23 protein-coding genes are annotated in these 19,919 nt (G+C 57.5%); 13 read left to right on the top strand and 10 right to left on the bottom strand.

What is annotated here, in order from left to right; all coding sequences use genetic code 11:
- Positions 1–4: 4 nt before the first annotated feature.
- The 4 genes from AC1Q5O_RS13645 to AC1Q5O_RS13630 form a co-directional block, all read right to left on the bottom strand.
- Complete coding sequence (locus tag AC1Q5O_RS13645) at positions 5–247, bottom strand: hypothetical protein (protein ID WP_464661704.1); 243 nt, start codon at positions 245–247, stop codon at positions 5–7.
- A 67-nt stretch (positions 248–314) separates the two neighbouring features.
- The gene (locus AC1Q5O_RS13640) at positions 315–1,121 is read right to left on the bottom strand and encodes a transglutaminase-like domain-containing protein (protein WP_492563639.1); all 807 of its coding nucleotides are present in this window, start codon (positions 1,119–1,121) and stop codon (positions 315–317) included.
- A 125-nt stretch (positions 1,122–1,246) separates the two neighbouring features.
- On the bottom strand, positions 1,247–1,438 hold the full coding sequence (locus AC1Q5O_RS13635) for a CsbD family protein (protein WP_223613774.1): 192 nt from the start codon (positions 1,436–1,438) through the stop codon (positions 1,247–1,249).
- A 252-nt stretch (positions 1,439–1,690) separates the two neighbouring features.
- Positions 1,691–3,646: an AI-2E family transporter gene (locus AC1Q5O_RS13630; protein ID WP_492563637.1), complete on the bottom strand. Its 1,956-nt coding sequence runs from the start codon at positions 3,644–3,646 to the stop codon at positions 1,691–1,693.
- 227 nt (positions 3,647–3,873) lie between these two features.
- Here AC1Q5O_RS13630 and AC1Q5O_RS13625 point away from each other — a divergent pair, with 227 nt between their 5' ends.
- The 4 genes from AC1Q5O_RS13625 to AC1Q5O_RS13610 all read left to right on the top strand — a co-directional run bounded on the left by AC1Q5O_RS13625 (position 3,874) and on the right by AC1Q5O_RS13610 (position 6,042).
- On the top strand, positions 3,874–4,032 hold the full coding sequence (locus AC1Q5O_RS13625; protein WP_346306306.1) for a DUF3309 family protein: 159 nt from the start codon (positions 3,874–3,876) through the stop codon (positions 4,030–4,032).
- 224 nt (positions 4,033–4,256) lie between these two features.
- Positions 4,257–5,129: a PRC-barrel domain-containing protein gene (locus AC1Q5O_RS13620; protein WP_492563634.1), complete on the top strand. Its 873-nt coding sequence runs from the start codon at positions 4,257–4,259 to the stop codon at positions 5,127–5,129.
- 126 nt (positions 5,130–5,255) lie between these two features.
- Positions 5,256–5,594 (top strand): ElaB/YgaM/YqjD family protein, encoded by a 339-nt coding sequence (locus AC1Q5O_RS13615; protein ID WP_223613778.1) that lies wholly within the window; start codon positions 5,256–5,258, stop codon positions 5,592–5,594.
- Positions 5,595–5,655: 61 nt separating this feature from the next.
- Positions 5,656–6,042, top strand: coding sequence for a hypothetical protein (locus tag AC1Q5O_RS13610; protein ID WP_492563632.1), 387 nt, complete (start codon positions 5,656–5,658; stop codon positions 6,040–6,042).
- Here the strand turns inward: AC1Q5O_RS13610 and AC1Q5O_RS13605 are convergent.
- Complete coding sequence (locus AC1Q5O_RS13605) at positions 6,022–7,521, bottom strand: sensor histidine kinase (RefSeq protein ID WP_492563630.1); 1,500 nt, start codon at positions 7,519–7,521, stop codon at positions 6,022–6,024. The two genes, AC1Q5O_RS13610 and AC1Q5O_RS13605, sit on opposite strands and share 21 nt — an antisense overlap.
- A 177-nt stretch (positions 7,522–7,698) precedes the next feature.
- On the opposite strand from AC1Q5O_RS13605, the gene AC1Q5O_RS13600 reads away from it, so the two are divergent.
- Positions 7,699–7,920: a hypothetical protein gene (locus AC1Q5O_RS13600; RefSeq protein ID WP_492563628.1), complete on the top strand. Its 222-nt coding sequence runs from the start codon at positions 7,699–7,701 to the stop codon at positions 7,918–7,920.
- Between the two features lie 7 nt (positions 7,921–7,927).
- Here AC1Q5O_RS13600 and AC1Q5O_RS13595 read toward each other — a convergent pair whose 3' ends face one another.
- Positions 7,928–9,478 carry a sensor histidine kinase gene (locus tag AC1Q5O_RS13595; RefSeq protein ID WP_492563626.1) on the bottom strand — a complete coding sequence of 517 codons (1,551 nt, stop codon included), beginning with the start codon at positions 9,476–9,478 and terminating at the stop codon, positions 7,928–7,930.
- The gene (locus AC1Q5O_RS13590) at positions 9,399–10,154 is read right to left on the bottom strand and encodes a Crp/Fnr family transcriptional regulator (protein WP_492563624.1); all 756 of its coding nucleotides are present in this window, start codon (positions 10,152–10,154) and stop codon (positions 9,399–9,401) included. The genes AC1Q5O_RS13595 and AC1Q5O_RS13590 overlap by 80 nt, the downstream gene beginning before the upstream one ends.
- A 141-nt stretch (positions 10,155–10,295) precedes the next feature.
- On the opposite strand from AC1Q5O_RS13590, the gene AC1Q5O_RS13585 reads away from it, so the two are divergent.
- Complete coding sequence (locus tag AC1Q5O_RS13585; RefSeq protein WP_492563622.1) at positions 10,296–10,715, top strand: response regulator; 420 nt, start codon at positions 10,296–10,298, stop codon at positions 10,713–10,715.
- On the opposite strand, the gene AC1Q5O_RS13580 is transcribed toward AC1Q5O_RS13585, so the two are convergent.
- Positions 10,698–11,249, bottom strand: coding sequence for an RNA polymerase sigma factor (locus AC1Q5O_RS13580; RefSeq protein ID WP_464661721.1), 552 nt, complete (start codon positions 11,247–11,249; stop codon positions 10,698–10,700). The genes AC1Q5O_RS13585 and AC1Q5O_RS13580 overlap by 18 nt on opposite strands.
- A gap of 11 nt (positions 11,250–11,260) precedes the next feature.
- Positions 11,261–11,464, bottom strand: coding sequence for a NepR family anti-sigma factor (locus AC1Q5O_RS13575; RefSeq protein ID WP_223613786.1), 204 nt, complete (start codon positions 11,462–11,464; stop codon positions 11,261–11,263).
- A gap of 166 nt (positions 11,465–11,630) precedes the next feature.
- On the opposite strand from AC1Q5O_RS13575, the gene AC1Q5O_RS13570 reads away from it, so the two are divergent.
- From AC1Q5O_RS13570 to AC1Q5O_RS13560, 3 genes are all read left to right on the top strand, one after another.
- The gene (locus AC1Q5O_RS13570) at positions 11,631–12,425 is read left to right on the top strand and encodes a response regulator (protein ID WP_223613787.1); all 795 of its coding nucleotides are present in this window, start codon (positions 11,631–11,633) and stop codon (positions 12,423–12,425) included.
- A gap of 87 nt (positions 12,426–12,512) precedes the next feature.
- On the top strand, positions 12,513–12,677 hold the full coding sequence (locus AC1Q5O_RS13565) for a DUF1328 domain-containing protein (protein ID WP_105734311.1): 165 nt from the start codon (positions 12,513–12,515) through the stop codon (positions 12,675–12,677).
- A gap of 194 nt (positions 12,678–12,871) precedes the next feature.
- Entirely contained in the window at positions 12,872–14,317 is a 1,446-nt protein-coding gene (locus AC1Q5O_RS13560) for an ArnT family glycosyltransferase (protein ID WP_492563619.1), read from the top strand.
- Here the strand turns inward: AC1Q5O_RS13560 and AC1Q5O_RS13555 are convergent.
- Positions 14,259–14,978, bottom strand: a complete 720-nt coding sequence (locus AC1Q5O_RS13555; protein ID WP_492563618.1) for a glycosyltransferase family 2 protein — start codon at positions 14,976–14,978, stop codon at positions 14,259–14,261. The genes AC1Q5O_RS13560 and AC1Q5O_RS13555 overlap by 59 nt on opposite strands.
- A gap of 374 nt (positions 14,979–15,352) precedes the next feature.
- Here AC1Q5O_RS13555 and AC1Q5O_RS13550 point away from each other — a divergent pair, with 374 nt between their 5' ends.
- The 4 genes from AC1Q5O_RS13550 to AC1Q5O_RS13535 all read left to right on the top strand — a co-directional run bounded on the left by AC1Q5O_RS13550 (position 15,353) and on the right by AC1Q5O_RS13535 (position 19,804).
- Complete coding sequence (locus AC1Q5O_RS13550) at positions 15,353–16,690, top strand: murein hydrolase activator EnvC family protein (protein WP_492563616.1); 1,338 nt, start codon at positions 15,353–15,355, stop codon at positions 16,688–16,690.
- Positions 16,680–18,005, top strand: coding sequence for a S41 family peptidase (locus AC1Q5O_RS13545; protein WP_223613792.1), 1,326 nt, complete (start codon positions 16,680–16,682; stop codon positions 18,003–18,005). Before AC1Q5O_RS13550 ends, AC1Q5O_RS13545 begins: the two co-directional genes overlap by 11 nt.
- 99 nt (positions 18,006–18,104) lie before the next feature.
- On the top strand, positions 18,105–19,247 hold the full coding sequence (locus tag AC1Q5O_RS13540) for a divergent polysaccharide deacetylase family protein (RefSeq protein ID WP_492563615.1): 1,143 nt from the start codon (positions 18,105–18,107) through the stop codon (positions 19,245–19,247).
- Between the two features lie 38 nt (positions 19,248–19,285).
- Positions 19,286–19,804 carry an RNA pyrophosphohydrolase gene (locus tag AC1Q5O_RS13535; protein WP_346308054.1) on the top strand — a complete coding sequence of 173 codons (519 nt, stop codon included), beginning with the start codon at positions 19,286–19,288 and terminating at the stop codon, positions 19,802–19,804.
- Positions 19,805–19,919: the final 115 nt, after the last annotated feature.

The following is a 19,919-nucleotide window of genomic DNA, read 5'->3' as shown; positions in this document are numbered from 1 at the left end:
CAGCCTAGGCCCGCTTGATATCCTTGGCCAAGGCAGCCCGGTCAATGGCGGCGATCATGCAAATTTCCAGATCGCCCAATCCGTCCAGAATCTCTTCCCTTGAAATACCGGCGGCTTCCGCTGCGGCGGTGCATTTGGCGACCAGTTGTTTGGGCCTTGGATCATGATGCGCCATATCCGCCGGACGCGTGGCATGAACATTGGCTTCTATCCAGCTATTGACGAAATCGATCGCACGTTGGCTCATGCTTTCCTCCTGTATATCACCAGTCAAAACTGCTGGCAGCGGAGAAGGTTGCGAAAAAAGCAGGATATCACACCGCCTCTTCAGCCCAAACCGTGAATTTTGTCAGCACATTGGGACCAAAAATATTGGTCAATGGAACATCCGCCGCATCCCTTCCGTGCGCCACCTTGATCCGTCCGATACGAGGCTTGTTGTTGCGCGGATCGAACGCATGCCACTGCCCACCCAGATAGACTTCCATCCAGGCGCAGAAATCCATCGCCGAATGGGGCGGCGGTACGCCGATATCGGTGATATAGCCCGTGCTATAGCGCGTCGGAATATTGAGACACCGGCAAAAAGCCACGGCCAGATGGGTAAAATCCCGGCAAACGCCTCGGCCTTCCGCATAACCCGATGCGGCGGTCCGTGTCGGATTGGAAAACGCATAGCCGAATGTGATGTGATTATGGACGTAGTCGCAAACGGCTTGCACCCGCTGCCAACCCTCTGGCGTATTGCCGAACAGCCGCCATGCTTCTTCGCTCAAGACATCCGTCTCGCAATAGCGGCTGCCCAGGAGATAGACCAGTGTCTCCGCAGGCAAGTCCTGCACGCGGTGCTGAACAGCCTCCAGCACAACAGGATCCGGCATACCGCTATCGCGGACAATCGCATTGGTCGAACAGATGAACGGGCCGGGCGCAGCCAGGATGCGGTTGCACCAGTTGCCGAACTGGTCGTGATAACCGTCAACGCTCGAACCGAATGTCGACTGGAATGTCTCGACGCCTTCAATGTCCTCGACGCGCGAATGGTGCACGTTCAAGATGGCAATCAAGGGTGTTTCCTGAGCGAAATCAAAACGCAATTCACACCCGACATTCAGTCTCATGAACACATCCCCATCAACCTATAAGAATATCGCTTTTTGAAAATCGCAGCTCAGCACGACAGACTATTGCGCAAAAAGCAACCGGCTCGATTGCGAGCCGGTTCAAACTTCAGCCATTGGAACAGTCAAGCGCGGTCAACGACCTTCTTCACGGCATCCTTGGCCTTGCCCTTCATCTCTTGGGCATCGCCCTTCAGTTCCTGAGCCTTGCCTTCGGCCTGCAGCTTCTTGGAGCCTGTTACCTTGCCCGCTGCCTGTTTGATGTTGCCAGCGGCTTTGTTGGCAAGCCCGGAAATCTTGTCACCTGTGCTACCCATTGGTACACTCCTTGAATGTTCACTCACCAGAGGTAAACGGGCGGTGACGCCTCCGGTTCCCGTGAAAGCGAGAATACTTAAAATATTGAATTAAAAGGATAATTTTTCAGATCAAAGCAAAAACCCGGTGCCCACGGGGGAACAGGCACCGGGTTCTGAACGTGCCGGTCAACGTGTGACCAGCTTCTGCGAAACGTCACAGAGTCATCTTGGTTCCCATCCGCGGGAAGGCTTTCCCGAATATCCCGGATATCACCCGGCAACCTGTTTGATTGCCGCTTCGATGTTCGAGGCAAAATAGCAGTTTCGGCTTGATCCAACGATCTTGTCACCCTCAACAGTGCCCGCATCCTCGGCCCAGAAGCCGACAATGATTTTGATGCGCGCATTCCGCCTGCGAATACGACGAACGAGATAACGGGCATGGGCCACCGAAGACATGTTGAGATAGCTGATATAGATCGCACTCGCATCGGCAAGGTCGAGTTTGCCTATATTCACGGCTTCAAGCTCGTCATGCGTGATGTCGCGAACCTCGAAGTCACCCCGCTCCAGGATATCGCCAATGATCACCGCTGCCGCGTCGTCGAGATCGCCTCGCCCACCCGCTGAAATGATCGTCCTTGGCTCTTCGCTCTTGCTGCGCCTGCTCTTGGCCGGTTCGACATGATCTTCATCGTCCTCGCCTTGCACGTCCTGATGTTCCGAGAGATTTTCCACAAGGCGTATCATGCTTTGTGCCACCCGGCTGCGGCGCACAGCATCCAGCACGCCCCGTCCCCGGTCATGCTCGGCGAGAAACAGCGCAGGGACAGCAACGGACGCGTAGTAATCCGCAATCGCCGATGACTGCAGATAGTCTTCCGCTTTTTCCGTCGCCTCGTCGGGATCGCCGGACAACAACCGCTGATAAAGCTGTTGCGGCGGTGACAGCACCGGTTCGTTGCCAAGCAGCACATCCAGGAACTCGAAGCGCGGCACGTGACGCCCGAGCACCACGAGACAGACCGTCAGCGGCGTGGAAAGCAGGAGCCCGATCGGGCCCCATATCCAGGTCCAGACAATTGCCGCAAGCAGGATGGCAACCGGCGAGAGCCCGGTCCTCGAGCCATAGAGCACAGGCTCCATGACATTGTTGCTGATCAACTCGAGAACGATGAACAAGGCGGCGGTCCACAACAGGAGCATCCAGCCGGGATCGACCGCCAACGCAAGCATGAGCGGGAAAGACGCGGCAATGAATGGTCCGATATAGGGCACGAAACGCAGGGCGATGGCGAGAAGGCCCCACAGCATCGGATTGGGGATACCAATCAGCCAAAGACCGATGCCGATCGGAACACCAAAGCAGATATTGATCACAAGCTGCATCAGGAGATATTGCCCGACCCGCTTCCCCGCATCATGCAATGCCGTGGTCGTGCGGTGAATGTCGCTGGCTCCCACAAGCCGGATGAAGCGGTCACGCAGATCTTCCCGCCGCAGCAGCATGAAGATGACAAAGACAACGACAATGCCGACCGTTGCCAGCGGTTGAATCAAGGGCACGGCGACGGTTTGCAGCAATTGCAGGGGATCCGGGGCCGGATAACGGATTTCAACCGGAACGGGTTTATCCTGATCACCTTTCGCCAGGGGAGACTTGTTTTCCGCCTGATTGTTCGGCGTCACATTCTCAGGAGGTTGTTGTGCCTGCGTGCCCGCGCCGTTTTGTGCAGGAAACCGCTCCACTTCATCGGAGCGGCCTATTTCTTCATTGAGCCGTTTGAACATGCGCGCACCGCGGTCAAAAATACCGTTACCGGACTGCGCGTCCTTGATGGTCCTGATCTTTGCCTCGATGTTGTATTGGTAGCTTGGCAGGTTTTGCGCCAGAACCGTCAGCTGCCCAACCACAATCGTGGCAAACAGGAATATGGCGATAAACGCGGTCAGCACCACGGCGATAACCGAAAGAATCTTCGGCACGCCGAAGCGGTGAAGCTGCGTGACCAGCGGCGACAAGGCAAAGGTCAAGAGCAGCGCCAGCGCCAGCGGGACAAAAATATCCCGGGCAAAATACAGCGCAGCGACCACTGCAATGGCCACAATGATGGGCGGGAACTGCATTCGCCCGTCGGTTTCGGGAGGAGCAGGCGCATAAATTGATCTCTGACTGACGCGCTCGACGGCGCGCGGCGACGCCTCCCTTACATTCTCAGACGGCATAGCCAGCCCGCTTCTCCGAATTCATGAAAATCCCTCTCCGTTCAATGACACTCTGAAACGAAGCCGGCTGAATTTGGTTGCATGCCCCCCGCCAAGACCTGCGAAAACGACGCCCACACGTTCCTTCGCGCTGCATGGAGCAGCATCGAAACGCTGCGGCGGCCGGAACAAAAATCGATATCGGAAGTTTCCAATGCATCGGGCCGCTCGAAGGAGAGAAGCAGAGAATGCCGGTGACAACGATCCTGATCATCATTCTGATACTGGCGCTGATCGGCGTGTTTCCAAGCTGGCCCCACGCGCGGGCATGGGGTTACGGCCCTTCCGGTTTGCTTGGGATTGTCCTGGTGATTCTGCTCATCTTGCTGCTTTTGGGCCGCATCTAACGGAACTGTTTGCACTCTGATTGCCCGGATCAGACCTGACGAAAGGATCGACACACTATGCTGCGTGGAGTTTTACTTTGGCTCATCGGCCTGCCACTACCGATCATCCTGATTCTCTGGTTCCTCGGCTATCTCTCGTAGGAACGTTGCGCAGCGCTGCCTTCATGCCGGCCAATGTCCCGGCGCTTCTTCACATCACGATATTATACAGGAACCCTATTCGCATGACCAAACGTCTCTTGATGACCACTGCCTTGATCACAGTCCTTGCGACATCCGGTTTCGCCCAGGCCCAGGAACCGGGCTCAGCGGCAACGCACGGCATTTTCCACGACAAAAGCAAGCCGGCACAAAATGCCGGGCGCTATGTCAAATCTGCAGCCGGGCAAATCCTGGCTTCCGGCTTGATCGGTGAGAAAGTCTATAACGGAGCCAACGATGATTCCGTCTCGATCGGCGCGGTCAAAGACCTGGTGCTTGACGCCAATGGCACGGCTGAGGCGGCAATCATCGGCGTTGGTGGATTTGTCGGCATCGGCGAGAAGGATGTGGCCGTTGGATTGGATGGTCTGGCCTGGGCTGACCGGGCGGACGGCACACGTTGGCTCGTCATCGCCACCAGCAAGGAAGAGCTGGAAAAGGCGCCTGCCTTTGACAAGGCGGCCTTGCTCGACGGGCACCCCGCGGCGGATGTTCTGAAGCCGTCTCTTGCGCCTGCCAAGCCGGCACCGCAAGCCACGATGGCGACGCGTGACGGGCTGAAAGCTGTACCGGCAACCGCCGTCAGCGCGGAAAAATTGATCGGCACGACCGTCTATGGCTCGGATGACGAGACCCTTGGTTCCGTGGGTGACGCGTTGATGACCCCAGACGGTCAGGTGGAAGCCTTTGTCGTGGACGTCGGCGGTTTCCTTGGCCTGGGCAAGAAACCCATCGCCATTTCCATCGAGAATCTCGATCTCCTGTCGGACAAGGACGGCAAGATCGCCGTCTACACGCCTTTCACGAAGCAGCAGCTGCAGGCCCATCCCGCCTATAGCGAGGAAGCCTACAAGGCCGACAGCGAGAAAATTCTGCTGCGCGGCAGCGCCGAATAACAGTGTTTGCAGCCCAATGCAGGCAGACCGCTGCGTGAGCAGCGGTCTGCGCTTCCACATGGAACCAAACCGCATGCGGGGCGTTTCAATCCCTATGAAACTTATATTTCTCAAGGAGTTCCTTTAATGGCGTCAGTTTCTTCGAAAGTTCGCAAAGCCGTGGACGATGCAACAGAGTCCAACCCGGATCTGCAAGCTCAGGTTGCCGCGTTGAAAGAGGACATCGCGAACATTGCGGCAACACTCGCCAAAATTGGCAAGACCTCGGCAAAAGAGGCGAGCAGCAACGCATCCTCGACCTTCGAGAACGCCAGGGCACGCGGTGAAGACGCTCTGGATGAAATACGGTCTCAGGCCAAGGCGCTCGAGGATCAACTGACAGAGACTGTGCGCGAGAACCCCCTGACAACCGTTGCGGTTGCTGCGGGCGTGGGATTTCTTCTGGCTCTGATCGCCCGCCGCTGACATGCTGAAACTGCTGGCCCCCCTTCTGTCCAGTGCGGTTTCTGGAGAGCTCGGTTCCGCTGTGAGTCGGGCAAAGCGCCGTGCGGTCTTCCTTGCGCTGATCGGCATTCTGCTGGCGATTGCCGGCGTCTTCCTGCTCGTCGCGGGCTATATCGCGCTTTCTCGGCATTTCGGCGATGTGTACGCCGCCCTGATCCTGGCCGGCGGCGCGATCGTCCTTGCGCTTCTGGCCTACATCATCATGAAAGTTGCTGAAACGGTTGCCCGCAAGCGGCAGCGCGAGCGGTCAAAGGTCGATACATCAACCCTGCTGACCGTCGCTGCACTTGCCGCCGCACCAACCGTCTTGAAATCGCGGGGGTTGCTGATGCTGGCCGTACCGGTCATCGCCTTTGCCGGACTTTCGCTTCTCACCAAGAAGAAACCATCATCCAACGACAGCAGCTGACCCTTCCTTTATCGGCATCGAGATCAGAACTTCCATGCCGGTTTCGGGGTAACTCAACCGGACACTGCTCGACAGAACCTTGTCCAGGCTGCGTTCAATCAGCCGCTCGCCAAGTCCTCGGGCGGCGGGAGGTATGACACGGGGGCCGTCGGATTCCACCCAGTGAATGACAACCCGGGATTCATCGAGCCCGGCTTCCGTCTGCCATGACACACGCACCCTCCCCCGCGCGGAGGACAGCGCGCCGTGCTTGGCCGCATTGGTGGCAAGTTCGTGCAACGCGATGCCAAGTCCCAAGGCGTGATCGGGCGGGAGAATCATGTCCTCGCCTTCCAGCACGACCTGGGCTGGATCATAGATCGCATAGGGTTCGACCTGCTTGGTGATGAGGTCAACGAGACTGATGCCGCTCCATTCACGATCGGACAAAAGCGTGTGTGCCTCGGAGATCGCCCGCAGCCGGCCGGAGAAAGCCTCCATGAATTCCGCCGGATCCGAGGTCCGGTTCAATGTCTGCCGCGCCAGCGATTGCAGCATGGCCAGTGTATTCTTGACCCGGTGGTTCAATTCCCGCAACAGCAGCCGGGTTTTCTCGGCGGCATTTCGCGTGCTGGTGATATCGATATTGACACCAACAGCTACAAGCGGCCTGCCGGCGGCATCCCGTTCAAAGACACGGCCGCGTCCGAGCAGCCACTGGCCGGAGGATGCGGCGCGAAATTCGCCGACATAATCCTGATTATGTGCCATAGCGCGGGTGAACGCCGATTTCATCAACGGAAAATCATCCGGATGCATGGCGCGGAAAACATCTTCTCCGCTTATCGGCTTGTCATCGCTGAGGCCGAGCATGGAATAAGCCATCTTGTTGCCGGTGAATTTTCCGGTCTTCAGGTCCCAAACCCAGCTGCCGACATTCCCGACTTCCAGCGCCATATCATGGCGCAGTTCATCCCTGTTCAGGGTTTCGATGGACCGAACATTGCTTTGTGCATCGCACTTCATCTTGAGAAAGGAACCGGCAAGCCTGGCCACCTGCTTCAACTGGGATTGCAGCAGCGTGCTTGCCGTTTGTCCGGGTTGCGCCGAGGCGATGATAAGCGCAGCGACGCGCGCGCCGCCGACCTCGACCGACGTCGCTGCAACAAACCGCACATCGTTGCCGGCTGAGCCCGCCACGCCCCCGGAAAATCGCTTGTCTGCTGTCACATCGGGAACGACCAGCGATTCTCCCTCTGGCAAGACCAGCGCATTTGCGCCGAATACCCAGAAATCGGTGCGTCCCGCCGGCGCGTTTCCAGCCTGCGCCAGTATCCGGGTTTGCGTCTCACCGACTGCCACGATCAGCGCAACATCAGCATTCGAGAATGACAAAGCCAGAGAGGCCAGTCCGTGAAGCTCGCTTTCAGGCTGAAGTTCAAGGCTGCCCAGCACGGAAACAGCGTCCAGACGAGCGGGTTCTGACAGAAATCCTGACATGTTTTCTGAAATTTGGTCTGACTTCATAGTCACATGACGCCCCTCATCGAGCCGTCCTTACTCTGAACGTTGAAACAGCTTCGATTATCAACGCAACGCATACCCCTTTGTTCCCCGCCCGGAACATTTAATAGCGCCCGTCGTTTCTGTTGCGTGAAGAATGCAAAGGAGAAATCTATGCGCGACGCGAAGGACATTCTATCGGACACTAGTCTGGACCGGACCGTGAAAATCGAAAAGCTGCGGGAACTGCTCAGCGAAGCCAGGGGATTGCAGCGGGCAGCGACGGAAGGCGGAATGGACAATGAGGACGGCTCTACCCGGACCTTGCGCGACATCGAACTTGCGCTGGAACAGCTGAAAGCCGACATGCCGGAAACCGGGGCGGCAACGCTCTGACTGCCACTCATTCGTCTTCCGCCTTCGCGTTCTCGGGCGCAGAGGCACTGCGAAGGGTGGGGAACGTGACTGTCACGATCGTGCCGCCACCATCTTTGGCGCCATAGGTCACCGCGCCGCCAAATTGCTGGCAGAGCTGTGCGACGATCACGGAGCCCAAACCTGACGCCCGCTTGTGGAGTTTTTTCTGGATGCCGATACCATCGTCAGCAATGGTGAGGGCTATAATGCCATGGGCATCGCGCTGCAGGCCGATTTCGATCAACCCCGCGCGATTATGCGGAAATGCGTGTTTGATCGCGTTCATCGTCAGCTCACCGATAATGATACCGAGGGTTGTGGCATCCCGGGAGCTCAGATCAATCGGTTCGAAATGGGCTTCGATCCGGATATCCCGGTCGTGAAAATGCGCGTCCTTGATGTCGGCCATAATCTCCGGCAAATATTCATCGGCCCGAACGGTCTCATGATCCTTTCCCAGCCGGAGCCGGCGGTGTGCCGAAGAAATCGTCTGGATTCGATCACGCGCCGCGCCGAGGGCCACTCGGATTTCGTCCGACGAAACGCCGTGCATCTGGATGCCAAGAAGCGATGACACGGTCGCCAGCGAATTACCGATGCGATGATCGGAATCCTGCAGGAGCGTTTCCACGCGTGCTCTCTCCCGCTTGGCAATCAGCATGGCCTTTTCGAGCTCGGCGGTGCGCAATTGAACCATTTCTTCCAGTTGCGATTTTTCAGAAAGCAGCGTCGATTGACCTTCGGTCAGCTTGCGCACATAGCGCTTGGTGCGGCTGGCAAGGATATAGGCGAGTATCAATGCACCTGCGAGGGCGAGGATCGAGGCAATGGTCAGCCAGAAGCGCAACTTGTCCATGGCTATGTTGCGGGCGATTAGCCGACGATCTTCTTCACCCAGGAAACTGTTGATGGTTTTCCTGACGTCATCCATCTGGCCGATGCCGAAATCGGAACCGAGTGAAGCCAGAGCTTCGCTGTTGTTCCCCGCAAGAGACGTCGATATGGCCGCTTCGACTTTTTGCTGCTTCTTCTTCGCCAAATCCTGAATTTGGCTGACAATGGCCTGTTGCCGGGGATTGCCTCTTGTCATCTCGTTCAGCGTATTCAGCGATTCGGCAAGGTGGGACGCGGCCGCGCGGTAGAGATCGAGGAAGGCGGGGTTTTGGGTCAGGAGATAACCGCGTTGACTGGTATGCGCTTCGTTCAAGAGGGCGAGTGCGCCATCCGCCTGCTCCCGGACCCGGTAGGTGGCAATGACGTCGTCCATCTGGTTGTTGAAGCCGCGGGTCAGGATGATGGTCGAGGTCGCAGCGGTGATGATCAGGGCAAGCGAGATGATGATGGCCAACCCGCGCCGGGGCCTTTCCGAAAAACCTGCCAAAACTCTGCGCCACTGCACCAACTGCACTGCTCCTGCCAAAACAGGCCTTGTATGCTCGGCCCGACATATACACGAACTAGATAAAGGGTCTTGGCACCTTCGGCAAACCTTGCCATCCCGATATATCCAGAAGGGTCGTTTCATCGAGGACTTCACAGCCCCGGTCAACCCAGCGCAACGCACCGCGCGCCGCAAGTTTCTTGAGCGTCTTGTTCGTATGCACGATGGACAATCCGAGCGTATCGGCAACGTGCTGTTGTCTCAGTGGCACAAACAGCTTGTTGTTCTTGACCATGCCGACTGACTTGGCACGCTGAAAAATGAAGGCAAACAGATAGGCCGCGCGCTCCAATGCGGTGCGGCGCCCGACACTGAGCAGGATTTCATCCAGCATCTGTTCTTCACGGGACGCCAGCCAGGTAATATCGTAGGCAAGGCTTGGAAAGGTGCGGAAAAGGTTGGGGAGTTTGTCACGCTGGAAAACGCACAGAATCACCGGTGACATGGCTTCGATGGAGTGCTGCATCTCCTTCATCAGCGATCCCTGCAATCCGATGAGATCACCGGGCAGCACGTAGTTGAGGATTTGCCGGCGGCCATCTTCCAGGGTTTTGTAGCGAAACGCCCAGCCGGACAGAACCGTGAAAAGGTGCGCGCTGTTGGCACCTTCGACCAGAAATGTCGTCCCGGCATCGGCAACAAGCTCGCCCGTCTTGAAGCCCGACAGGAACTCCAGTTCGTCCTTGTCGTGCGGTTGGAAATGCGGGAAATCCTGCAAGGGGCATTTTTCGCAGGGGAATTGCCGTACCGCTGAAGCTGTTGCTGTTTTCATTTGATTTCTCAATCGAGAGTTGTTGAGCACGCTAACATGCTGCCGTTGAAATGACCGATAATTCTTCGCGTTCGACATGTCATAGTTAAATGACACCCTATTCCGTTCAGCGCATAAGCACTGCTTTTAGGAGCAGTTGATATGGAATTGACCGGCAAGCGACTTCTGGTTCTGGAGGACGAATATCTGATCGCACTCGAGTTGGAGCGCATTGCGGAGGAATGTGGCGCGAAATCCGTTCATGTCGTCTCGACCGTTGCCGAGCTTCTATTCTGGATTGAGAGCCAGCCGCCATGCGACATCGCCATTCTCGAAGTCAAGGCGCGGGGCACCTCCTCTCTGGACGCCGCAAGCCTCATGCTGCAACGGGGCGTTCCCGTTGTCTTTGCCACCGCCTATGATCAGCAAAGGAGCGGCATTGCCGGTTTTGCCGATGTTCCCGTGGTTTTGAAGCCCTATGGCAAGACCCAGATCCTGCAAGCCGTCGCCACCGCTTTTGCCAGAATGGTTGCGGGAACACTGCCGGCGAAAGAAGGCGGCGCGTCAGGCGAACTTGTTTGATGTTACCTGCGTGGCAATGGAGTCAGGACCGTAATCAACCTCTCCCTGGACATCGAGAAGTTCCTGCAAGCGTGTTCTTGCACGGCTGACGCGGCTCTTGATTGTCCCAACGGCGCATCCACAGATATCCGCCGCCTCTTCGTAGGAAAAGCCGGACGCGCCGACAAGGATGATGGCCTCGCGTTGATCGTCGGGCAGCTTTTCCAGAGCCTTGCGGAAATCCTGCAGATCGAGTGCGCCGTATTGCGAGGGATGCACCGAAAGCTGTTCGGTGAAAACGCCGTCCGAGTCCTGCACTTCGCGCCCACGCTTGCGCATCTGGCTATAAAATTCATTGCGCAGGATCGTAAACAGCCAGGCCTTTATATTGGTGCCGGCTTCGAATGAATCCTGCTTGGCCCACGCTTTCATGATCGTGTCTTGGACAAGATCATCCGCGCGGTCGGGATTGCCGATCAGCGATACTGCGAATGCGCGCAGCTTCGGCAGTGACGCAATCAGATTTCTCTTGAAATCAGGGGATTCATGTACCATCCGACCGCCTGTTATTTTGACGACTGAGCATGGTTGCGTTCAGCTTCGTCGAGCTTTTCCAGAAGGTCGAGGAAACGTGCCGGTATTTCCTCCTCCTGTACGGAGGCATAAAGCGCACGCAGCTTCAAACCGATTTCTGATTCCGCGTTTCTGACGTCGCGGCGACGGACACGACCCTTTTCGGAGCCGTCTGAGATACTTTTGTTGGCGTTCATTCTACTATCTTTGCTGGTCGTTCGTCGCAAAAGCTTTTGGCAGGCACATTAATGTCGATAATCCCCTGGAGAAGGAAAAGTTCCATGCCAGGGAACTTTTTTTTCGCCAATGTGTTTTGGTTCGTACTAGTCTTCAATGCCCAAACGGGAACGGGAAATCACCATAATGTCATTGTCCACTCGGATCGCTCCACATCTGCCCTATCTTCGCCGCTTCGCCCGCGCCATTACCGGGTCGCAATCATCAGGCGATGCTTATGTAGCGGCGACGCTCGAAATCCTTATCAGCGATGTCTCCCTTTTTCCTGAAGCCACCTCTGACCGGGTCAGCCTCTACAAGCTGCTGATCAAGCACTTCAATTCCGTCAATGTCCGTCCGCTCGAACTGCAGTCGGAATTCGGCTGGGAAAAGCACGCGGCGGCAAACCTGACGGCCATCGCCCCCCGCGCGCGTCAGGCTTTCCTTCTCATCAGCCTTGAAGGCTTCAGCCAGGCTGAAACCCTCGATATTCTTGATATAGACGAGCAGGAGCTTTATGCTCTCCTCGACGAGGCTTCCGTCGGCATCTCCAAGCAGATCGCCACCGATATCATGATCATCGAGGACGAACCGCTGATCGCCATGGACATCGAACATATGGTCGAAAGTCTGGGTCATCGGGTTGTCGGTATCGCCCGGACCCGCGACGAGGCCGTGAAACTCTATGCGGAAACACATCCGAGCATGATTCTTGCCGACATTCAGCTCGCCGATGGCAGTTCCGGCATCGATGCGGTCAACAACATCCTGAGCCAGGACGCGGTTCCCGTGATCTTCATCACAGCGTTTCCTGAGCGGCTACTGACCGGCGAACGGCCGGAACCGACCTTCCTTGTCACCAAGCCCTTCAACCCTGACATGGTCAAAGCCCTGATTACACAGGCGCTGTTCTTCAAAGAGAGCAGCAAGGCAAAGGCATAGAAGCCGGCGAAGCATTCGTATCTGCTGCCGCATGGAACAAAGGCACCCCCGAGATCGTTGTGCATGCAACAGGATAGGGAGTTGATGATGTTATATTATGCGGTTGTGTTTCTTATTATTGCCCTCGTGGCCGGTGCACTTGGCTTTGGCGGAATAGCTGGGGCTTCTGTCGGGATAGCCAAGATTATTTTCTTTGTCTTCCTGGCGCTCCTGGTCATTTCCCTGATCGCGGGCCTGCTGCGCAGGGCGTAGTCACAACAATTTGAATAAGTGAAAGGCCGCCCGCATCAAGCCGGCGGCCTTATTCATTGGCACGGTTTCTCATTGGAAATTTGTAGCATTGCAGCGACCGGCACTTGGTTGTAGTGGGATACGGCACATATGAAATTGACGGTCAGGCTGCATTCACCTCTCGATTCCATGCAGCGTTGAAACTGGACGGCCCGATGATCAACTGGACCTACCTCGCCCGGCGAATCCCCCTTGCAATACTATGCTACACAGCGGGCCTGATCGCACTCAGGCTGGCACTATCGCCATTCCTCGACATCGATGAAGCCCAGTTTGTCGGATCGGTTGATTTTTCCTGGATTTACGGCAATTCGCACCCGCCGCTTTACAATTGGCTGGTGCGGCTGGCCCTCGATCTTACCGGCTGGAACTGGGTCGTTGCGACGGTTCTGGTCCGTCTTTGCCTGCTCGGCCTCTATCACTGGCTTTCATTCGATACCGCACGCCGGTTGGGCGGCGACCGCGCCGGGGTATTGGCCCTGGCGGCATCCGCCCTTCTGCCGCAGATTGTCTGGATGTCGATCCAGACAACGGCGCATACGCTTCTGGTGATCGTCGCATCCATCGGCACGATCCATGCTTTGGCTCTGATCCGATCAGGACGAGGATACCGCGCCTATGTCTGGCTAGGTCTATGGGCCGCCATTGGCGGGCTGGCAAAATACAACTTCTTCATGTTCCTGTTCAGCTTTCTGATCGCCTGCGCGCTCAACAGGACCATTCGCCGTCAGATTTTCTGCAGACCCGCATTGATATCCCTTGGCATTTTCCTGCTTGCCATGGGCCCTGTGGCCTTGGCCTCCTTGAATGCACCCCTGGCTGCGACGGCAGGTCGAATGGTCAAGCTCAACCACCTGATCCCGATGCTCCAGCCTTTTGATCTTCCTGGGTTTGGGGTGGACGGGCTTCTCAGTCTCTTCATCTCGACCTTCCTCTGGTCAGGCCCGGCTCTTGTGATCTTTTTGATTGGCCGCTGGCAGGACGATCCAAAACCCGCTCCGGACGGAGACGCCGACGTCAGGAAAGTCCTGTTCCGTACCGTCGTGCTTGGTTTGACGGCCTTTGGCTTGATTGTCTTTTTTGCCGACTACCATTCCGTCGCAGAGCGCTATATGGCACCCATTCTGGCACCGACTGCCATTTTGCTGGCGCTGTACTTTCCGCAGAAGCATGGCGCGCGAAACCTGCTGATCATATCCGGCGGCTTCTACGCATTGGCGCCCGTTGCCTTCGCCATTGTGCTGCTGTTCGGTGACGATCGCCTGTCGATACCATTCGATGCGGTTGCCAATGCCATTCACGTGCAAAATTCTACCCCGGCGCGGATAGCAGCCAAGCGGCAGGATGACGCCGCCAACATTGCCGTGCAGCTCCATTGGCCGCCGGCAAGCGGCAACGCCGACGATATCGTCCTTGTCTGGGAGGGCGGCGATGCACCGGATAAAGAAACGCTCGAACTCCTGCCTGCCGATGCGGCCGCGGCCGGCCCCATGACCCGCGTTGACAGCCCATTGAGAAACTTCAACGGCCAGATCAGGACGTTCAGCTTTCAGCGTTATTCATCTCACTTACCCCTGCCGGATCAGAGTATCGGCGGATAAGCCAGAAGACACCCACAGTGTCGAGAAACGCAACCGCCGCGCGATCGAAGAACCCGTATTTGGAGACGCCGGCCAGCCGGGGACGGTCCTCCACATCGACTTCGACGACGGCCAGACCGGCCCGGATCGAGAGGGCCGGAAGAAAACGGTGCATGTTGTCGAAGTAGGGCAGTCCTCTTGCCACGGACGCCGGCAGAACTTTGAATCCGCACCCTGCATCGCGGCAATTGTCCCTGAGAAGGCGCTTGCGGATGAAATTGGCGGATTTCGATGTCAGCAACTTCACGACCCCGTCATTGCGGCGTTTTCTGACCCCGGCAAACAGCGCAGGCTGGGATTGCGCAATACGCGGCCAGAGGCGCGCCAGATCCAGCGGATTGTTCTGCCCGTCACCGTCCAGCGTCGCGATCCATTGTCCCCTTGCGGCCTGAAAACCGCTGACAAGAGCCCTGGATTTACCCGTACGGTTTTTATGGCGCAGCACGCGAACGTGGCGACCAGCATTCAAAGCTTCCTCCGCCGAGCCATCATTCGAGCCGTCATCGATGATCAAGATCTCATAGCTGACCACACCCGAAAGAGCCTGATTGATCTCCGTGACAAGGGCGCCGATGTTTCCGGATTCATTATAGGCAGGAATTACGACTGACAAATCGGTCATTTGAAAAATCCAGAAACCAAGGTGAACCTTCCGCACTACGATCAAAATCCGGCCATGCCGGTCAGCTTCGAAAGATCATTGCATCGGCGCAATGCGTCAGGATGTTCGATACGTTCTCTGCCCGTTCCCATAGCACTCAAAAGAAGAAAGCAAAACAAATGTTCGCGTCGAACGGAAACCGCTTCCCCTTATACCGGCTGATCCCGCCGCGGTTTCACGCAAGAGTGAAGCTGACGTCGTAATTCCGCCATCCCGATCAGCACTAAAATGCTAGCATCACGCTAATATCCCGCGTGGATGCTCTATGGTTAATAGTTCATTAATCGAAGTCTTCCTATTGTCGGGCTCTAATCTTAATTCATTTCGGTCCGCATATGCATTTTCGGGTTACAGATGCAATCATTGGTTCAAGGAAGAGTTCCCGCATGGGTGCTGGCCTCCTTGTCCTGCTGTTTGCCTGCGTTTTGCCGGTGCACGCGCAGGAACAGGTCGACGCAAAGCGCGCTGAAACCGTCAAACAACTGGATGAACTCACCGGCCAGATCAGTTTGTCTGCTGATCGCCTGGCTTCCCTCGACAAGGAAATTGCCGATCTGAAGAAGGATCAGACCACCCTGACGGCCGCGTTGATCCAGTCGGCCAAGACCGAGAAAAAACTGACTGAAGATATAGCCGCTATCGGCGACAAGCTGACTGATCTGCATGAACGGGAAGACGGAATAAAGCTCTCTCTCAAGGGCCGGCGCGCGGCGCTCGCCGAGGTCCTCGCCGCCTTGCAGCGCATGGGGCTCAATCCGCCCCCCGCCATCCTCGTTCGCCCTGACGATGCCCTTGCGTCGGTCCGCAGCGCCGTCTTGCTGGGCGCTGTCGTTCCGGAAATGCGCGAACAGACGGAAGTGCTGATTGCCGATCTCAAGGAGCTCTCGCGGATCAGGACATCGATTTCCGATGAGCAGACCCGTCTGACCGCTTCCCTGTCCGGACAGGCGGAGGAAAAGAAGCGCCTCGATCTGCTTTTGGCCGAAAAGCAGAAACTGCAGACAACATCCGAGGAAACGCGCAAGGCCGAACAGCAGCGGGCGGAAGAACTGGCCCGGCGGGCGACATCCCTGCGCGAATTGATCGCCTCGATGGAACAGGACATGGAAGAGGCGCGCAAGGCAGCCAGCGCGGCGAACCAGCAGGAAGAACAGAAGCTTGCAGCCAGCAAGGAGCGAGCCGACAATTTCGCCTCCAACCAGGAACGCCTGTCAGCCAAGGTGAATTTTGCCTCGCTGAAGGGACATCTTCCCATGCCGGGTGCCGGAAAACTGGTTCGGCATTTTGGCGACGAGGACGGATTGGGCGGTGTCGTGCAGGGCGACACGCTGGAAACCCCGGCAGGCGCAACAATTACCGCGCCCACGGACGCCGTGGTGCTGTATGCCGGCGCCTTTCGTTCCTATGGCCAACTCTTGATCCTGGATGCCGGCAATGGCTATCATGTCGTGTTGGCAGGAATGAAGAGAATCAATGTTTCGCAGAATCAGTTTGTTTTGGCGGGAGAGCCGGTTGGTGTGATGAACGAGCAACTTGTTGCGAGTACCGGCACCGTTCCGTTGGGAAATGGAGCGCCAATGCTTTACATTGAGTTCCGAAAAGATACAAAACCTGTTAATCCCGCTCCCTGGTGGGCGGATAGGCTCGCTGGAAGGACCACAAATGATACGTAGGTTAACGCTTCTCATGGCCGGAGCCCTGTTGGGTGCAACGGCAATGGTGGTTGTGCAGGGTGCACTGCCCACAACCGTTGCAGAAGCTGCGGGCACTGACACATACAAGCAGTTGTCGATTTTCGGCGATATTTTTGAGCGCGTGCGCAACCAGTATGTGACGCCGCCGGATGACAAGAAGCTGATCGAAAGCGCCATCAATGGCATGCTGACGTCGCTCGACCCGCATTCGTCCTACATGAACGCCGACCAGGCCCAGGATATGCGTGTGCAGACCAAGGGTGAGTTTGGCGGCCTTGGCATTGAAGTCACCATGGAAAATGAGCTTGTGAAAGTCATTGCCCCCATCGAGGACACCCCTGCCTCCAAGGCGGGTGTTCTTGCCGGCGATTATATCTCGCAGATCGACGGAACCGATGTCCGCGGCCTGTCGCTGAACGATGCGGTCGACAAGATGCGCGGCGACGTCAACACGCCCATCGAGCTGACGCTGATCCGTCAGGGCGCCGACAAGCCGATCAAGCTGACCATCGTGCGCGACGTGGTCAAGGTGAAGGCCGTCAAATACCGCGTCGAGAACGATGTCGGTTATGTCAGGGTCATTTCCTTCACCGAACAGACCTTTGAAGACCTGCAGAAGGCGATCAAGGATATCCAGAGCAAGGTTCCCGCCGACAAGCTCAAGGGCTTCGTGCTCGATCTTCGCCTCAATCCGGGTGGCCTGCTCGACCAGGCGGTTGCCGTCTCCGATGCCTTCCTCGACAAGGGCGAGATCGTCTCGACCCGTGGCCGCGACCCGCAGGACATCACCCGCTTCGATGCCCGTCCGGGCGATCTGATCAACGGCAAGCCGATGATCGTCATGATCAATGGCGGTTCCGCCAGTGCGTCGGAGATTGTTGCCGGTGCGCTGCAGGATCATCGCCGGGCGACGGTGCTGGGCACGCGGTCCTTCGGCAAGGGCTCGGTGCAGACGATCATCCCGCTGGGCGAGAATGGCGCACTGCGGCTGACGACGGCGCTGTATTACACGCCGGCCGGCAAATCGATCCAGGGCAAGGGCATCGTGCCGGATATCGCGGTCGAACAGCCGCTGCCGGACGATCTGAAGGGTCGGGCCGAACCGATGAGCGAATCCAGCCTGAAGGGCCACATCAAGGGCGTTCAGGAGGATGCGGAAGGATCGGGCTCGATTGCCTATGTCCCGCCGGATCCGAAGGACGACCTGCAGCTGATCGAAGCCCTGAAGCTGCTGCGCGGCGAACAGGCCAATGCCGCATTCCCGGCAGACCCGTCCAAGGGCGTACCGAACTGATATGACAAAGGGGATCAGGCTGGCTCTTACACACCTGGTCCCCACCTCATTTCCCACCGATCATTCCTTCCGTTTCATCCTCCTCATCGGCCAAAGCGCGTGAATTCCGATATCAACAGGCCGCTGGGACAAAACAGCAAACGGCCCAAGGACAAACCGAAGGCTGGCACTCGCTGGTTCTTGCCAGCCATTGCCGTGCTGGGGGTGGGAGGCGCCGCACTGCTGATCTCGTTCACCAGCAATCACGGATTTCGCAATCCGCCTCCGGAAGTGGAAAAGCCCGAACAGGCAGCGGTAACTCCCCCAGCGCCGGCCAAGACGATACCAGCATCCGACAAGGCCCCGGCAGGCGTCGTCACGCAAGGGAATGTCACCACCAGTCCCGGCGGCCCGAAAATCATCGTTGTCGGCGATCCCGCCAGAGCGAGCCAGAATCCGCTGACCGCCCATATCCCCGACCGTGATCTGCTGGAGACGACTGCGCTGGGCTCCCTGCCGGTCATCGGGCCGGACGGACGACGACCGCTCGATGTCTATGCGCGGTCATGGTCGGGTGCCCGCGGCGCGCGGATCGCCCTCGTCATTGGCGGGCTCGGCATGTCCCAGACCGGCACACAGCAGGCAATCGCAACGCTCCCGGCGGAGGTGACGCTGGCTTTTGCGCCTGAAGGCAACAGCCTCATCCGGTGGATGCAGACGGCCCGCCAGAATGGCCATGAATTGCTGATGCAGGTGCCGCTTGAGCCTTTTGACTACCCGCGGGTCAATCCCGGCCGCAACACCTTGACGGTCGATGCGCCCGCAGCCGAGACACTGGACAATCTGCACAAGGCCATGGGCCGCATCACCAATTACACCGGCATCATAAACTACATGGGGGCCCGCTTTACCGCCGATGCCAAGGCCATGACGCCTGTCATGCAGGATATCGCGAAACGCGGGCTGCTCTACCTCGATGACGGCAGCTCCGCGCGCAGCCAGGCCGACACCATCGCCAGTCAGCAGGGAACGCCCTTTGCTGCCGCCGATGTGCTGATTGATGGTACGCAGGACCGGGGCAGCATCCTCAAGAAACTGGATGAGCTGGAGCGTATCGCCCGAGCCAAAGGCACGGCAATCGGGACCGGTTCGGCCTTCAGCGTGACCGTGGATGCCGTGGCCGCCTGGACCAACGAAGCCAAGACCCGCGGCATCGAGATCGTACCGGTTTCCGCCCTTGTCCGCGATCCTGAAAAGGGCTAGGCACCCATCACTATCCCATCATCCAGCGGAGTATTCGCATGAGCAAAAAACATGTCGACCCCGAGACGCTCCCCTACCGGCCCTGCGTCGGCATTATGGTGCTCAATGCCGATAAGCTCGTCTGGGCGGGCCATCGCATTGTCATACCCAATGATGAAATGGACGGGTCGACCCAGCTATGGCAGATGCCCCAGGGTGGCATCGACAAAGGCGAGGATGCGGAAATTGCGGCCCGCCGCGAACTCTACGAGGAAACGGGCATGAAAACCGTTTCCCTGCTGGCCGAGGCGCCGAACTGGATCAACTATGACCTGCCGCCCGCGCTTGTCGGAATCGCCCTGAAGGGAAAGTATCGCGGCCAGACACAGAAATGGTTCGCCTACGAATTTACCGGCGATGAAAGCGAGATCGCGATCAACCCGCCTCCCGGCGGTCACACCGCTGAATTCGACGCTTGGGCATGGAAACCCATGACCGAGCTGCCCGACCTCATCGTGCCGTTCAAGCGCACCGTCTATGAGCAGGTTGTCGCTGCGTTCAAGCATCTGGCGGGTTGATCGGCCATCCTTATTTGCATTTCCTTTTTGCGTGGTTCGACAAGCTCACCATGAGGGAACTAGGTGGGCTGCAGAGCTAATCTTGGACGTTGCAGAGTATAACTCTCTGCAGTCC

The sequence above is a fragment of the Phyllobacterium sp. MT110 genome (assembly GCF_058792715.1).
This window is presented reverse-complemented; position numbering and strand designations above follow the sequence as displayed.

Excerpts from the sequence above, each read along its gene's own strand:
- AC1Q5O_RS13545 (WP_223613792.1), top strand. The coding sequence starts at position 16,680 with ATGATACGTAGGTTAACGCTTCTCATGGCCGGAGCCCTGTTGGGTGCA.
- AC1Q5O_RS13615 (WP_223613778.1), top strand. The coding sequence starts at position 5,256 with ATGGCGTCAGTTTCTTCGAAAGTTCGCAAAGCCGTGGACGATGCAACA.
- AC1Q5O_RS13535 (WP_346308054.1), top strand. The coding sequence starts at position 19,286 with ATGAGCAAAAAACATGTCGACCCCGAGACGCTCCCCTACCGGCCCTGC.
- AC1Q5O_RS13580 (WP_464661721.1), bottom strand. The coding sequence starts at position 11,249 with ATGGTACATGAATCCCCTGATTTCAAGAGAAATCTGATTGCGTCACTG.
- AC1Q5O_RS13625 (WP_346306306.1), top strand. The coding sequence starts at position 3,874 with ATGCCGGTGACAACGATCCTGATCATCATTCTGATACTGGCGCTGATC.
- AC1Q5O_RS13640 (WP_492563639.1), bottom strand. The coding sequence starts at position 1,121 with ATGAGACTGAATGTCGGGTGTGAATTGCGTTTTGATTTCGCTCAGGAA.
- AC1Q5O_RS13550 (WP_492563616.1), top strand. The coding sequence starts at position 15,353 with ATGCATTTTCGGGTTACAGATGCAATCATTGGTTCAAGGAAGAGTTCC.
- AC1Q5O_RS13575 (WP_223613786.1), bottom strand. The coding sequence starts at position 11,464 with ATGAACGCCAACAAAAGTATCTCAGACGGCTCCGAAAAGGGTCGTGTC.
- AC1Q5O_RS13645 (WP_464661704.1), bottom strand. The coding sequence starts at position 247 with ATGAGCCAACGTGCGATCGATTTCGTCAATAGCTGGATAGAAGCCAAT.
- AC1Q5O_RS13590 (WP_492563624.1), bottom strand. The coding sequence starts at position 10,154 with ATGAAAACAGCAACAGCTTCAGCGGTACGGCAATTCCCCTGCGAAAAA.
- AC1Q5O_RS13600 (WP_492563628.1), top strand. The coding sequence starts at position 7,699 with ATGCGCGACGCGAAGGACATTCTATCGGACACTAGTCTGGACCGGACC.
- AC1Q5O_RS13560 (WP_492563619.1), top strand. The coding sequence starts at position 12,872 with ATGATCAACTGGACCTACCTCGCCCGGCGAATCCCCCTTGCAATACTA.
- AC1Q5O_RS13620 (WP_492563634.1), top strand. The coding sequence starts at position 4,257 with ATGACCAAACGTCTCTTGATGACCACTGCCTTGATCACAGTCCTTGCG.
- AC1Q5O_RS13555 (WP_492563618.1), bottom strand. The coding sequence starts at position 14,978 with ATGACCGATTTGTCAGTCGTAATTCCTGCCTATAATGAATCCGGAAAC.
- AC1Q5O_RS13605 (WP_492563630.1), bottom strand. The coding sequence starts at position 7,521 with ATGTCAGGATTTCTGTCAGAACCCGCTCGTCTGGACGCTGTTTCCGTG.
- AC1Q5O_RS13585 (WP_492563622.1), top strand. The coding sequence starts at position 10,296 with ATGGAATTGACCGGCAAGCGACTTCTGGTTCTGGAGGACGAATATCTG.
- AC1Q5O_RS13565 (WP_105734311.1), top strand. The coding sequence starts at position 12,513 with ATGTTATATTATGCGGTTGTGTTTCTTATTATTGCCCTCGTGGCCGGT.
- AC1Q5O_RS13635 (WP_223613774.1), bottom strand. The coding sequence starts at position 1,438 with ATGGGTAGCACAGGTGACAAGATTTCCGGGCTTGCCAACAAAGCCGCT.
- AC1Q5O_RS13630 (WP_492563637.1), bottom strand. The coding sequence starts at position 3,646 with ATGCCGTCTGAGAATGTAAGGGAGGCGTCGCCGCGCGCCGTCGAGCGC.
- AC1Q5O_RS13570 (WP_223613787.1), top strand. The coding sequence starts at position 11,631 with ATGTCATTGTCCACTCGGATCGCTCCACATCTGCCCTATCTTCGCCGC.